The 13,966-nt window shown below is 30.4% G+C and carries 13 protein-coding genes; 12 read left to right on the top strand and 1 reads right to left on the bottom strand.

Going from position 1 to position 13,966, the window contains the following annotated elements:
• Positions 1-48: 48 nt before the first annotated feature.
• The 12 genes from BR82_RS0101475 to BR82_RS0101420 all read left to right on the top strand — a co-directional run bounded on the left by BR82_RS0101475 (position 49) and on the right by BR82_RS0101420 (position 13,326).
• Positions 49-798 (top strand): NAD(P)-dependent oxidoreductase, encoded by a 750-nt coding sequence (locus tag BR82_RS0101475; protein ID WP_027088709.1) that lies wholly within the window; start codon positions 49-51, stop codon positions 796-798.
• Positions 785-1,375 carry a dipicolinate synthase subunit B gene (locus BR82_RS0101470; protein ID WP_024720518.1) on the top strand — a complete coding sequence of 197 codons (591 nt, stop codon included), beginning with the start codon at positions 785-787 and terminating at the stop codon, positions 1,373-1,375. Before BR82_RS0101475 ends, BR82_RS0101470 begins: the two co-directional genes overlap by 14 nt.
• Positions 1,368-2,429, top strand: a complete 1,062-nt coding sequence (locus BR82_RS0101465; protein WP_027088708.1) for an amino acid kinase family protein — start codon at positions 1,368-1,370, stop codon at positions 2,427-2,429. Before BR82_RS0101470 ends, BR82_RS0101465 begins: the two co-directional genes overlap by 8 nt.
• Before the next feature lie 272 nt (positions 2,430-2,701).
• Entirely contained in the window at positions 2,702-4,396 is a 1,695-nt protein-coding gene (locus BR82_RS0101460; protein ID WP_027088707.1) for a ribonuclease J, read from the top strand.
• A gap of 80 nt (positions 4,397-4,476) precedes the next feature.
• Entirely contained in the window at positions 4,477-6,732 is a 2,256-nt protein-coding gene (locus BR82_RS0101455; protein WP_027088706.1) for an FtsK/SpoIIIE family DNA translocase, read from the top strand.
• A gap of 126 nt (positions 6,733-6,858) precedes the next feature.
• On the top strand, positions 6,859-8,121 hold the full coding sequence (gene yfmF, locus BR82_RS0101450; RefSeq protein ID WP_027088705.1) for an EF-P 5-aminopentanol modification-associated protein YfmF: 1,263 nt from the start codon (positions 6,859-6,861) through the stop codon (positions 8,119-8,121).
• The gene (yfmH, locus tag BR82_RS0101445; protein WP_027088704.1) at positions 8,121-9,401 is read left to right on the top strand and encodes an EF-P 5-aminopentanol modification-associated protein YfmH; all 1,281 of its coding nucleotides are present in this window, start codon (positions 8,121-8,123) and stop codon (positions 9,399-9,401) included. The genes yfmF and yfmH overlap by 1 nt, the downstream gene beginning before the upstream one ends.
• A 236-nt stretch (positions 9,402-9,637) precedes the next feature.
• Entirely contained in the window at positions 9,638-9,868 is a 231-nt protein-coding gene (locus BR82_RS0101440; RefSeq protein WP_027088703.1) for a DUF896 domain-containing protein, read from the top strand.
• Between the two features lie 88 nt (positions 9,869-9,956).
• Positions 9,957-11,933: a transketolase gene (gene tkt / locus BR82_RS0101435; RefSeq protein WP_027088702.1), complete on the top strand. Its 1,977-nt coding sequence runs from the start codon at positions 9,957-9,959 to the stop codon at positions 11,931-11,933.
• A gap of 161 nt (positions 11,934-12,094) precedes the next feature.
• Complete coding sequence (locus BR82_RS0101430; RefSeq protein WP_027088701.1) at positions 12,095-12,475, top strand: sporulation inhibitor of replication protein SirA; 381 nt, start codon at positions 12,095-12,097, stop codon at positions 12,473-12,475.
• A 2-nt stretch (positions 12,476-12,477) separates the two neighbouring features.
• Positions 12,478-12,681, top strand: coding sequence for a YneF family protein (locus BR82_RS0101425; protein ID WP_187116129.1), 204 nt, complete (start codon positions 12,478-12,480; stop codon positions 12,679-12,681).
• Positions 12,682-12,705: 24 nt separating this feature from the next.
• Entirely contained in the window at positions 12,706-13,326 is a 621-nt protein-coding gene (locus tag BR82_RS0101420; protein WP_024720528.1) for a histidine phosphatase family protein, read from the top strand.
• Positions 13,327-13,350: 24 nt separating this feature from the next.
• On the opposite strand, the gene plsY is transcribed toward BR82_RS0101420, so the two are convergent.
• Positions 13,351-13,950 carry a glycerol-3-phosphate 1-O-acyltransferase PlsY gene (gene plsY / locus BR82_RS0101415; RefSeq protein WP_418080433.1) on the bottom strand — a complete coding sequence of 200 codons (600 nt, stop codon included), beginning with the start codon at positions 13,948-13,950 and terminating at the stop codon, positions 13,351-13,353.
• Positions 13,951-13,966 lie beyond the last annotated feature (16 nt).

Below are 13,966 nucleotides of genomic sequence, written 5' to 3'. Positions count from 1 at the left end.
CCTGTAACAAACTTGAATTATTTTCATATTTTATAATAGAGGTGGAATATGTTAGTCTATATTAATGGAACTGATAATCGGTGTAAATATTTAGCTAAGCTGATGGCTAAAGCTGGTTATCAAATAGAAAATGATAAAAATTATATATCATCTTGTCAAATCGTATTTTTGGGAAAAGATGGTAAAAGTTTTGAACAAGTAGATTTTGCTTGTGATGCCGTTGTTTTGACATTATTAAAAAATCAGCGATTATGTTATTTAAGTAAACTAAAAGGTTTTAAGTATGATTATTTATATCATGATGAAGAATTTATTAATGAAAATACTTATATTAGTGATGAAGCATTAATTGCTTATATGATCATTGATAATAATATTAGTCTTTCAAATTCAAATATCTTAATATTAGGTTATGGTCATTGTGGCAAAGATCTAGCTAATAAATTAGAACGATTTAATGCTAAGATCACAATTTCTAATCGCAGTGATCACCATCATGATGAAGTAATTACTAAGGGATATCGTTATATACGTTTAAATGAGCTTACATTAGATGGATATGATTTTATTATCAATACTATTCCATGTAATGTAATTACTGAAGAAATGTTAAAAACGAAAGACGATATGTGCCAAATTTATGATGTTGCTTCAAAGCCGTATGGATTACAAAGTAATAAACGTGATACTAATTATCATTTGTTGAAACAATTACCAACCAAATATGCATATCATAGCAGTGCTCTAGCTTTATTTAAAGCAATTAAAAGGGCGGTTGATCGTAATGTTAAAAAATAAAAAAATAGGGGTTGGAATTACTGGTTCTTTTTGTTCTTTAAAAAAAACAATAACCGTTTTAGATGAATTAGCAAAACAAGACTGTGATCTATATGTATTTGTCAGTGAAAAAATATTAACTTGTGATACTCGTTTTGGTGAAGCTGATGAACTGATTGCAAAGATCGAAAAAATAGCAAAACGTAAAGTTATTACTGATGTAGTAAATGCGGAAATTTTTGGTCCTAAAATCCCTTTAGATTTGATGCTAGTCATGCCTTGTAGTGGCAATACATTAGCAAAGCTTGTTTATGGAATCAATGATAATGCAGTAACGATGGCTTGTAAATCAACTTTACGTAATGAACATAATGTTGTTTTAGCAATTGCAACAAATGATGCCCTAAGTAATTCAGGAAAAAATATTATGCAGATTTTAAATACTAAACATTTTTATTTAGTTCCAATGTATCAAGATGATTGTATAAAAAAACCAAATAGTATGTTATTTGACGAAAATTTAGTACTCCAGACTTTAATCAATGCATTGAATAATAAACAAGTACAACCTGTATTTGAAGGTAATAAAGATGTATAGAGTCCTAAAATTTGGGGGTACATCTTTACGTGATAAAAAAACAATTGATTCAGTAATTGAAATAATAAAAAAACATTTAGATCATAAATTAGTAATAGTTGTAAGTGCGATGGGGCGCTATCCCGATCCTTATGCTACGGATACTTTAAAAGAGTTAGTTTCCTGGCAATTATCTTTTGATGAATATAGTCGGATCGTCAGTTGTGGCGAAACGATCAGCAGCGTTGTTTTATCAAGTGAATTAAAGAAACAAGATATAAAAGCTATTTCACTTTCATCTTTACAAGCTGGTTTAAAAGTTAAAGGGCATCGTTTTGTTGATTTTAATAAGAAAAAAGTAACGGAATATTTAGAAAAATATGATGTTGTCATAATTCCCGGGTTTCAAGGAGTAGATAAATTTAAAAATGTTCGTATTTTAGAAAAAGGTGACAGTGATTATAGTGCTGTTTATATTGCGCGAAGAATGAATTTAGATGAAGTTTATATATATAGCGATGTTTGCGGTATATATACAGGAGATCCTAAATATATCAATGGAGCTCGTTTAATTAAACATGTAGGATATCGCCAGGCGTTGGATCTAGCGAAACATAAAGCTCGGATAATCTGTTATAAAGCTCTTTTAGAGGGGTATAAAAAAGATGGCTTCAAAATTAATTTACGTTCTATTTATAATGGGAATATTGGTACTTTAATTAATCATGATGATACTAAAATAAAAACGATGTCAATTGATTTTAATTATTGGCTGATTCGTTTTGATGAAGAAATCAGCAAAAAAGATTTTAATTATTTATATGATAAATATGAAAATGATTATCTTATTTTAGAAGAAGATCTTCATAAATTGACGAGCAGGTATACAAAGATCGACGCTTATACAAAAGTTCATTTTGTTGGTTGTGAATTGGAAAATGATGATATTTATCGAAACTTTTTAGAAAAATTTGCGCTTACTTCTACTAAAGAAATAGATAGTTATTATGTTAAGGTCAAGATGCAAAAACAAGATCTTAATTTATTGCATGATTTAATTGTTTTAAGTGATTAAAAGTGCAGTTTTATTAATTTGAAATCATAAAAATAAAATGTTGGAAGGAGGTATTGATGTACATCGTTCTAACATTTTTTATATAAAATAAATTTAATGGGTATAATTTTATTAAAAGTATTGAAAAGAGGCAGTAATTTTATTTTTCTTTTTCTTTAAATTTTGTTACAATATTTTTAGAAAGTATTAGCCAAGTGCATTATGTTATGGTAATATATTAGAGATTGTTTTTTACATATGTTTGAAATAATAAAATAATAAGGGAGGAAAAGATGAGAAAAGATATTGTAAAAATTTTACCTCTTGGCGGACAAGCTGAGATGGGTAAAAGTATGTACTGTATTGAAATAAAAGACAAAATTTTTATTTTAGATGCTGGCTTTAGATTTCCAGAAATCAATAAATTAGGAGTAGATATTATCATTCCTAGTTTTGATTATTTAAAAGAAAATGAAGAACGAATTGCAGCAATCATTGTTACTCATGGACATGATGATGTAATGGCGGCGTTACCATATTTATTAGAGAACGTCAATGTTCCTGTATATGCGCCAACTTTAACTGCTGATTTAATTGATCAAATGATGAAACGTCATAAAAAACATAATAATTTAAAACTTAATTATCAACTTATAAAAGTCAAACGTAATGATTCAATTAATATAGCGGGGGTACCAGTAGAATTTTTCCCTGTTACTCATTCTATTCCTGGAAGTGTTGGTGTTGCTTTATGGACAAGAGATGGTTATGTCGTATATGGCGGTGAGTTTATCATTGATTTTGGTGCTCCCGATGGTTTTAGATGCGATATTCAAAAAATGATGGAAATTGGCAAAAAAGGTGTTTTAGTATTGTTGTGTGAATCATCATATTCTAAAAACACTGGCTATACTTCTCCAAAACATAAATTAACTGAAAAAATTGATAATATTTTTGAAGATAGTGAAGGACGAATTATTATTTCATCCTATGCTCAAAACATCTTTAGAACAAAAGAAATCGTTGAGCTAACAAAAAAATATAAGCGTAAGATCGTTTTTTATGGTCGTGATAAGTATGATAGTACAAACAGTATCGTAAGGATCGGACAGCATTTGAAAAAAGCAGTAATTCAGGTGCCTAAAGAAATAATTGGATTTTCTACTGATATTGGTAAAAAAGGCATTGATGATAATTTAGTGATTTTGCTAAGTGGTAAGCCACAGCGTATATATCATGATATTAGTGATATCATTGATGGTGGTGATGAGTATTTAAAACTTAATGAAAATGATACTTTTATCGTGGCATCTCCAGTAATTCCAGGAACTGAAAAGATTGCCAATAAAGCAATCAATGAATTGTATAAAACAGAATCTAAAATTCATGTTTTAAAAAACAAAGAGTTATTTTCAATGCATGCTTCTCAAGAAGATATTAAAGTAATCATTCAAATTTTCGATCCTACTTATTTTGTTCCAATTAAAGGTGAATATCAGCATTTCATTTCTAATATGGAAGTAGCTAAGAGTATGGGAATTGATGCAAAAAATATTCCGTTGATCGATAACGGTGAATTCTTGAGTTTCAAAAATGGAAAATTAGAAGATTATCGTGATACAATTGAAGTCGAGGATGTAATGATCGATGGAATCGGTGTTGGTGATGTTGGTGATAAAGTTATTGATGATCGAATTCAGCTTTCAAATGATGGTGTAGTTATTATTGGTGTAACTATTGATAGTAATAGTCGTGAAATTATCGCTAATACTGATGTCCAATCACGGGGATTTGTCTATTTGAGAGATTCTGAACATATTATTAAAGGAATTGCGGATATTGCTGAAAAATGTGTTGAACAAATGAAAAATGATCCTAATTTAGAAGCAATTGAAGTCCGTCAGGAAATCAAAGAAAAGTCTAATAAATTTATTGTTAAAGAAACCGGTAAAAAACCAGTTGTTTTACCAATTATTATCGAAATTTAAGCAAGTCTAACTTGCTTTTTTCTTTGGCTAAAACAGATGGTTATGTTATAATGGTTGAGTTAGAGTAGGGAGTGTGAGTCATGGCTAAAACAAGTCGTTCAAAAAAATCTAAACAAGAACAACTTAGTGAAGATTTAAAAGTTAGAATCATTGCTGCTGTAGGATTGTTTTTAACGATCGTTGCAACGTTAAAACTAGGGTTAATAGGAGTACAGCTAAATTTTTTATGTACATACATATTAGGTAATTTTGTAGGAATTGGTTATGTGGCATTGATCCTAGTTAGTATATATGTAATCTATCATGCGAAATTACCTCGTTTTAATGGTCCTAACGCCATTGGTTTCTACTTGTTATCGGGAGCAGTTTTAACATTTATGTCTTCACTTAGTGATAATAATATGACCGGAATGAAAGTTATTGACCAATATATTCAACAAGCCCCATGTAACCGTGGTGGCTTTATCGGAGCCTTGTTATACGGATTATTAAGTGCTTTGTTTGATAAAACAGGAGCAATCATCGCCTCTGGCTTTGTTTTAGTGATTTCTTTGGCATTATTGGGAAGTAAATTTTATCTTGAACAGCGAAAAAAGAAACAAACAACTTCTAAAAAGAAGAAAAACAAAGAAAAAACCCAAAGCAAATTTATTGATTTCTTTACTAAAAAAAGAGATATTGCTTTTTTTCCTGATGACATATTTGAAATAGATGACAAAAAACCAGAAAAGAAGACATCAGCGCGAATCCATACAGCTCATCTAGAAGAAGATGACAGCATTCCTTCAGCTATGGAATTTGATGAAAAATCAATGACTTTAGAAATCAAAGAAAAAGAACCTAAAATACATGATAATGACAGTTTAAAAACAAAGCAGAAAATCAATAAAAATTATCGTCTACCCGCATTATCACTATTAAAAAATCCAACTTCCAAAAAATCCAGTGATAATAAAGATAATGCTTTAAAAAAAGCCGAAGCCTTGACTAATGTTCTTCATGAATTTGGTGTTAATGCTTCCATTAGCGATATTTTTATCGGACCATCTGTTACTAAATACGAATTAAAACTCGAAACGGGAATCAGAGTCAATAAAATCATTCAGTTACAAGATGATATAAAATTAGCTTTAGCGGCAAAAGATATTCGTATTGAAGCTCCAATTCCCGGTAAACCAGCAGTTGGAGTGGAAATTCCTAACAGCATTGCAACTACAGTTACTTTTAAAGAAGTTATTAAAGATATTCCTAAAGAACTGCAGGCAAATAAGCTTTTGGTTCCTTTAGGAAAAGACGTTAGTGGGAAAACAATCTATGCTCAATTAAATAAAATGCCGCATTTACTGATTGCCGGGGCAACCGGAAGCGGTAAATCTGTTTGCATCAATACGATTATTTGCAGTATTTTAATGCGGGCCAGACCCGATGAAGTTAAATTTATTTTGGTCGATCCTAAAAAAGTAGAATTAGCTAATTATAATGGGATTCCGCATCTATTAGCTCCGGTCGTGACCGATCCTAAAAAAGCAGCTGCGGTTTTACAAGAAGTAGTTGTAGAAATGGAACGACGTTATGATTTGTTTGCTGAAGCTAATGTTAGAAATATTGAAAGCTATAATAGCTATATTCATAAAAAGAATGAGACTTTAGCTTTAGATGAACAGTTAGAATTTTTACCATTTCATGTCATTATTTTAGATGAGGTAGCTGATTTAATGATGGTTGCCAGTAAACAAGTTGAAGACTGTATCATGCGAATAGCCCAAATGGCCAGAGCTGCGGGAATTCATTTGATCGTAGCTACCCAAAGACCTTCAACTGATATCATTACGGGAGTTATTAAAGCCAATATTCCTTCAAGAATTGCTTTTGCAGTATCATCAGGAATCGATTCACGAACTATTTTAGATACTTCAGGTGCTGAAAAACTACTTGGTAAAGGCGATATGCTCTTTTCTCCAATGGGTTCAAGTTCACCAGTTCGGGTTCAAGGTGCGTTTGTATCTGATGAAGAAGTTAATGCGATAACTCATCATACAGCCAGCCAGCAGGGAGCTAATTATGATGAAAAATATATTAATGTTAAGTTGAACACCACTTCGATGAGTGCAGCTTCAAAAGAAGAAGAGGAAGATGAAGAATACGAAATGTGTCGCAGTTTTGTTATCAGTGTTCAAAAGGCTAGTACTTCATTGCTGCAAAGACAATTTAGAATTGGTTATAATAAAGCAGCTCGAATCATTGATCAATTAGAAGCTGATGGTGTAATTGGGCCTCAAATCGGCTCAAAACCTCGTGAGGTATATATTCGCGGTTATCAAGAAGAAGATGTCTAAGCAGACATCTTTTTTGATCTTGGAAAATAATTATGAGTAGGATTTTATCAAGAAAATATGGTTTTAATTTTATTTTTCAATTTTTAGTGTATAATATAGACATTAGATTTAAAGAAGGAGTGTCATATGAAAAAAAGTTATCAGTTATCAGGATATACATTGCATGTAATTCCGACAAAGAAATTTAAGAATATAACGATGTCTTTAAAATTAGAAAATAAATTGACTAAAGAAAATGTCACAAAAAGATCATTATTGGCATTTATGTTAACTGGTGGAACTGAAGAATATCCATCAACACAAGCTTTATCTACCCATTTAGAAGATCTTTATGGGATGAACTTTGGAACTAATTTAGCGACTAAAGGATTATCACAAGTATTAAATATTTCCAGTGTTTGTATCAATGAAGCTTTTTTACCTTATCAAGAAGATTTATTAAAACAGCAAATTAAGTTATTTAATGATGTCCTTTATCATCCTAATGCTTTGAATGGTAAATTTGATGAGCAGACTTTTAATATCAAGAAAAAAGAGCTTAAAGAGCGTTTGATCGTTCAAAATGATGATAAATTTATGTATGGTCTAAATCAGTTATTTGTAAATATGGGTGAAGGAGGATTTTTATCAATCAGCAATAATGGTTATATTGAAGAACTTGATAAAATTTCTAATGAAGAATTGTATCAGTATTTATTAGATTGTATAAAAAATGATGTAAAACATTTATATGTTGTTGGTGATGTCGATGAAAGTATTGTTGAAATATGCAAAGAAAATTTAAGTTTTGATTCTGCACCGCATTTAAATGAAGTAGTAACAAATTTCAAATCAACAAAAAAAGAAGTGCTTGAAGTAATTGAGAAACAGGATGTAACTCAGGCAAAATTAAATCTTGGTTTTGTAGTAGATTGTAATTTTTTAGATGAAAGTACTTATGCGATGACGGTTTTTAATGCTATTTTTGGTGGCTTTTCGCAATCAAGATTGTTTAAAGTAGTCAGAGAAAAGCATAGTCTTTGTTATTATATTTCCTCTAGTTATGGGGCTTTTAGCGGTATCATGACAGTTAATGCTGGAATTGAAGGCAGTAATTATGAAAAGGCTAAACAGTTGATTATCGAAGAATTAGCTAAAATTCAAAATGGTGATCTTAATGACGATGAAATAGCTTTAGCTAAGTTGATGTTAAAAAGCTCATTTATAAAAACAAAAGACGAACCAATGAGCTTGATTGCTTTGGCTTATAATCGTGATTTAACTAACAAACAGGAAACAGATGATGAATATCTAGAAAATATTTTAAATGTTACTAAAGAAGAAATTATTGCTGCAAGTAAAAAAGTTCATTTAGATACGATTTTCTTGCTTACAGGGAGTGATAAATAATGGAAAAAATATATTTTGAAACTTTAAAAGAAACCTTATATCACGAAAAGATGGATAATGGCTTAGAAGTTTATTTACTGCCAAAACCAGGTTTTGAAAAAACATATGGTTTATTTTCAACTAGATTTGGGGCAATCGATACGCGGTTTGTACCAATCGGTCAAGAACAAATGATCAAAGTTGAAGATGGTATTGCTCATTTTCTTGAACATAAGATGTTTGATATGAATGGTAGTGATGCATCTGATGAATTTGCTAAATTAGGAGCAAGTACTAATGCTTTTACTTCTTCAAGTCGAACTGCCTATTTATTTAGTACCACAGCTAATGAATATCCATGTATTGAATTATTATTAGATTTTGTTCAAAAATTAGAAATCACACCAGAAAGTGTTGAAAAAGAAAAAGGAATCATCGGTCAAGAAATTAAAATGTATGATGATGATCCTGACTGGAGAGTTTATTTCGGATCGATTCAAAATCTCTACAACAATCATCCCGTTGCAGTCGATATTGCTGGAACAGTAGAAACCGTTAATAATACTACTAAAGATATGTTAGAAATCTGCTACAATACTTTCTATCATCCAAGTAACATGATGATTTTTATCGTTGGTAATATTGAAGCTGATAAAGCAATGACAGTAATTAAAGAAAATCAGGCTAAGAAAAATTTTGCACCGGCGAAACCTATTGTTTGTCAAAAAAACATTGAGCCATGTAATATCAAGATCAAAGAAAATGTTTTAACGATGGATGTTGAAATGAATAAAATAATTGTTTCAATTAAAGTAAATGAAATCTTGGATGATCCTAAATTAAAAATCAGACGTGAATTAGCAATCAATCTTTTATTCGATTTATTATTTTCAAAAAGTGCTAGATTATATAATGACTGGTTGAATAAAGGAATCATCAATGATTCATTTAGTGCTAATTTTACCCAGGAACGTGATTATGCATTTATCCAGATAGGCTGTGACTGTGATGATTATGAAACATTAAAGGAACATATACTTACTTTGATTCAAAATTTCCAAAATATCGAAATTTCTAAAAATGATTTCGAAAGAATCAAGAAGAAAAATATTGGTTTATTCATTAATTTATTCAATGGACCTGAAAGCATTGCTAATTTATTTAGTCGTTATTATTTTGAAGGAATAATTGCGTTAGATTTAGTAGATGAGATTGCTAAAATCACTCTTGATGATATTTATGATATGTTTAAATACTTTGACAGTGAATATACCAGTGTTTGTATTGTTAAAAAAAAGTAAAATATGTTAAATAACGGTTATTAATAATAGTTGACACTTGTCATGCTTATGTTATAATAACCTTGGTTAGAGAGTAAATAAATTTCCACATCATAGATAAGGGAACCTGATTTAAATTGCGGTGTTGAAGACCTATCTTAGAATAGGGATCCTAAAGTGTATTTAAAGGTACCCACCTGTACAAAACAGGGAAATATCTAAAACTCTCTACCTTTTTTTATACAAGGAGAAAGGCAATGAGTAGTATAGATCAAAAATTAATTACTAGAATTAATGAACTGGCAAAAAAGAAAAAGGATGGCAGTATCACTCCAGCTGAGTTGAAAGAACAAGAAAAATTACGTCAGGAGTATTTAAAAGCTTTTAGAAGTGGTTTTAAACAGCAGTTAATGACAATCAAAGTAGTTGATACAAAAGGAAATGATGTAACTCCAAAAAAATTAAAAGATGAAAAATCAAAAAATTAAAGATATTTTTAGAAACTTATTCAATTTTAGACATTTTTGTGTATAATAAGGATAAGTTTTTTATGTGTAAAAGGAGAATTAGAAATAAATGGAAACATCGAATTTATCAATTGCAGCAATTCGTGCTTTAGGCATTGATACTATCAACAAAGCTAATTCTGGGCATCCTGGAATGGTTTTAGGATCAGCACCTGCTGTATATACGTTATTTACTAAAGAAATGAATTTTTACCATAAGCAGGCAAAATGGTTTAATCGAGATCGATTTGTTTTAGCTTCAGGGCATGCTTCAGCGTTATTGTATACAATGTTACATCTATCAGGATATCAGATCTCAATGGATGATTTAAAAAATTTTAGACAATGGGGTTCGACAACACCAGGACATCCTGAATGCAATCTTACTGATGGTGTAGATGCTTCATCTGGTCCTTTAGGACAAGGAATTCCAATGGCTGCTGGAATGGCCTTAGCAGAAAAGTTTTTAGCAGCTAAATATAATCGTGATGGTTATGATATTGTTGATCATTATACATTTGCATTATGTGGTGATGGTGATATGCAAGAAGGGGTAACTTATGAAGCTGCTTCACTTGCTGGACATCTTTCACTTGGAAAATTAATTGTTTTATATGATGCTAATCAAGTTACTCTTGATGGTCCTTTATCAATGTCGTTTAGTGAAGATGTAAAAAAACGTTATGAAGCAATTGGATGGCAGGTAATCAATGTTAAAGATGGTAATAATATTAATGATATTCAAAAAGCAATCCGTAAAGGTAAAAAGGAATTGTATAAACCTACTTTGATCATTGTTAATACTGTTATTGGTTATGGATCAAGTAATCAGGGAACAAACAAGGTACATGGTAGTCCTTTAGGCAAAGAAGATGGTAGAAATGCTAAATTATCTTATGGATTTGATCATGAGGAATTTTATGTTCCTGAAGAAGTTTATGACGATTTTGCAAATAGTTGTATTAAACGTGGTAAAAATCGTTATAATAAATGGCAGCGTTTATTTAAAAATTATGAAAAAGAATTTCCTGAATTAGCTCAAGAATTAAAAGATGCAATTGATGGAAAATACAGTTTAGATATTGAAGAAATCATCCAAAATTACAAACCTGGTTTCAATGATGCAACAAGAAATACTTCATTACAATTAATTCAGGAAGCAGCTAAACAAAATCCTACATTTATGTCAGGAACTGCTGATTTAGCTTGTTCAACAAAAACGGAAATCGCTAATGAAAATGCTTTTAGCGTTGAAAATTATGATGGGCGTAATTTAGTTTTTGGAATTCGTGAATTTGCTATGGTTGCCATGATGAATGGAATTACCTTACATACAGGAATCAAAGTATCAGCAGGTGGTTTCTTAGTTTTCTCTGATTATTTTAAAGCAGCATTAAGAATGTCTTGTTTAATGGAATTGCCAATCATAATTCCTTTATCACATGATTCAATTGCTGTAGGAGAAGATGGACCGACACACCAGCCAATTGAACAGTTAGTAATGCTTCGTTCTTTACCAAACATTCGGGTATTAAGACCTGCAGATGCAATCGAAACGGCAGCGGCTTGGAAATTAGCAATCGAATCTACTAATAAACCAACAGCATTGATTCTAACTAGACAAAATGTAACGACAATGGAAAATACTTCATATGAAGGAGTAAGCAGGGGTGCTTATATCGTTGGTAAAGAAGTCGATCATCTTGATGCAATAATTATCGCTACTGGTAGTGAAGTAAATCTAGCAATGAAAGCTAAAGCAGCTTTATTAGAAGAAAATATCGATGTTCGGGTAGTTTCGATGCCATCGATGGAATTGTTTGAAGAACAAGATAAAGCTTATAAAGAATCGATTCTTCCTAATGATGTAAGAGCTCGTTTAGCAATCGAAATGGCTAGTGATTTTGGCTGGCATAAATATGTTGGATTAGATGGTAAAACAATGTCAGTAAGTAAATTTGGAGCTAGTGCACCAGCTAATGTAGTAATTGAAAACTATGGTTTCACAGTGGAAAATGTTATTAAAAATATTAAAGAAATCTTATAAAGAGTTGTTTTGATACAACTCTTTTTATTGTTCAAGCTGTAAACTAGATTCTTTGGATAAACTGTTTTCAATATTAAATTAAAAAATAATATATTTTGTTTTTAAACATTTTTTGACAATTTTTATCATTTGATCTTGCTAAGATTATTACGGTGATAGAAATGAATACATATAAAATATATAGATTAAATCCTAATGTAAGGGAACTTTTTGAACAATATCCGGAAATAAAAGAAAAAATTATTAAATTGGAACCCAAAAATGTTTTTTTAACTAAGCAGATGGAATGCTTTTTTGGTAATAACGAGGGAGTAAGTGATTATATTGAACATCGCTTAAAAGAACGTTACGATTATTTAAGAGATAATAATATTCATATTATTGATAATCAGTTGACAAAAGAAAAAATAGTTTGTAAAGTTTTTGATTATTATGTAATTATTGAGGCAGCTAAAAAAAGCAATATATTCTTTGAGATTTTATATCAAATTTCAAAAAGTTATGTTATAATTAGTGAGCAAGTAAAAAAATTGGAGGTATGAACATGATCTTAAATATGATTATTGGGGTAATTATCGGCGCTATTATTGGTTTCTTTGGGGCTCGTTATATGTTTAAAAAACAATTACAAAAAAATCCACCAATCAATGAAAAAATGATTCGTGCAATGTATATGGAAATGGGACGCAAACCTAGCGAAGTACAAATAAAAAAAATTATGTCATCTATTATGGCACAATATAAATAAGGGGAAGACCCTTATTTTTACTTTATGAAATTATTTATTACTAGACATTCAAAGACATTGTGGAATCAAGAAAAAAGACTTCAGGGCTGGAAAGATTCACCTTTAACAAAACAAGGCATCAAAGATGCCTTGCTATTAAAAGAACGTATCAAAACATTACCGATCGATTATTGTTATAGTAGTCCGATCAATCGTGCTAAACAAACAAGTGAGATTTTATTTGATCATATTATTCTAGATGATCGTTTAAAAGAGATGAATTTTGGTATTTATGAAGGAAGAAAAATAGCAGAATTAGTAAATGATAAGCAGTATGATGATTTATGGAATCATCCTGATGATCAAATTAGATTAACAAATGGTGAATCATATCTTGAGGTTCAATCAAGATTAAAAGATTTTATTGCTGATATCTATCAAAAACATCATGATAAAAATATTTTTATTACGATTCATGGAATGTTATTTATTATTTTACATGGCTTGATGCTTAACTATAAAATCAGTGATCTAACTAAGATCAATCAGCATGTCGTGCGTGGTTGTTCGCTTAGTGAAGTAGATTATGATGGTAAAAATTTTACAATCAAATATATTGGCGATGCTAGTCATCTAGAAGATGAAGAAATTATTAGTTATAAATAAAATCAGTCATTTTGACTGATTTTATTACATCCAGCTTATTTTGCTTTCTGTTCCTTGCTTAACTCTTTTTAAATTCTCACGATGTCGGTAAACCAATAATAAAATAATTGCCGCAGTAACCAATTTACCAGTTAACGAAATATCCAAAAAAGGAACTGCCAGTAAAACTGATAAAGAAGCTAAAACTGATGAAAGCGATACATATTTACTGATTTTTAAAACAATAAAGAAAACTACTAGAGCTAAAACAGCTCCTAAAGGATCAACAGCAAAAAAATATCCGATTGCTGTCGATACAGCTTTTCCCCCTTTGAAATTTGCAAAGATCGGATAACAATGGCCGATAACACAAAACAGTGCACATAGATAAGGCAGATCTTCATTTAAAGAAAATTCTGAACAAAAATATTTAGTCAAAAGCATCACTAATAAAGCTTTTGAAGCATCGAGAACAATTACTGCAAAACCCGCTTTTTTTCCTAAAACTCGACCAGTATTTGTACCGCCTAAATTACCAGAACCGTAGTTTCTAACATCTGTTTTATAAAAAAGTCTTCCAATTACTAATGCAAATGGAATCGACCCATAAAGATATGCGAGAATTATTAAAATTACTGAAATCATATTTATCACCTTCATT

It is taken from the genome of Thomasclavelia saccharogumia DSM 17460 (assembly GCF_000686665.1).
In the GTDB taxonomy this organism is placed as follows: domain Bacteria; phylum Bacillota_I; class Bacilli_A; order Erysipelotrichales; family Coprobacillaceae; genus Thomasclavelia; species Thomasclavelia saccharogumia.
Note: the sequence above shows the minus strand (reverse complement) of the source record. Positions and strands in the feature narration are given on the sequence as shown.

What these genes read in the sequence shown, in the direction of transcription:
- BR82_RS0101475 (WP_027088709.1), top strand. Translation starts at nt 49, where the DNA reads ATGTTAGTCTATATTAATGGAACTGATAATCGGTGTAAATATTTAGCT.
- BR82_RS0101470 (WP_024720518.1), top strand. Translation starts at nt 785, where the DNA reads ATGTTAAAAAATAAAAAAATAGGGGTTGGAATTACTGGTTCTTTTTGT.
- BR82_RS0101465 (WP_027088708.1), top strand. Translation starts at nt 1,368, where the DNA reads ATGTATAGAGTCCTAAAATTTGGGGGTACATCTTTACGTGATAAAAAA.
- BR82_RS0101460 (WP_027088707.1), top strand. Translation starts at nt 2,702, where the DNA reads ATGAGAAAAGATATTGTAAAAATTTTACCTCTTGGCGGACAAGCTGAG.
- BR82_RS0101455 (WP_027088706.1), top strand. Translation starts at nt 4,477, where the DNA reads ATGGCTAAAACAAGTCGTTCAAAAAAATCTAAACAAGAACAACTTAGT.
- yfmF (WP_027088705.1), top strand. Translation starts at nt 6,859, where the DNA reads ATGAAAAAAAGTTATCAGTTATCAGGATATACATTGCATGTAATTCCG.
- yfmH (WP_027088704.1), top strand. Translation starts at nt 8,121, where the DNA reads ATGGAAAAAATATATTTTGAAACTTTAAAAGAAACCTTATATCACGAA.
- BR82_RS0101440 (WP_027088703.1), top strand. Translation starts at nt 9,638, where the DNA reads ATGAGTAGTATAGATCAAAAATTAATTACTAGAATTAATGAACTGGCA.
- tkt (WP_027088702.1), top strand. Translation starts at nt 9,957, where the DNA reads ATGGAAACATCGAATTTATCAATTGCAGCAATTCGTGCTTTAGGCATT.
- BR82_RS0101430 (WP_027088701.1), top strand. Translation starts at nt 12,095, where the DNA reads ATGAATACATATAAAATATATAGATTAAATCCTAATGTAAGGGAACTT.
- BR82_RS0101425 (WP_187116129.1), top strand. Translation starts at nt 12,478, where the DNA reads ATGATCTTAAATATGATTATTGGGGTAATTATCGGCGCTATTATTGGT.
- BR82_RS0101420 (WP_024720528.1), top strand. Translation starts at nt 12,706, where the DNA reads ATGAAATTATTTATTACTAGACATTCAAAGACATTGTGGAATCAAGAA.
- plsY (WP_418080433.1), bottom strand. Translation starts at nt 13,950, where the DNA reads ATGATTTCAGTAATTTTAATAATTCTCGCATATCTTTATGGGTCGATT.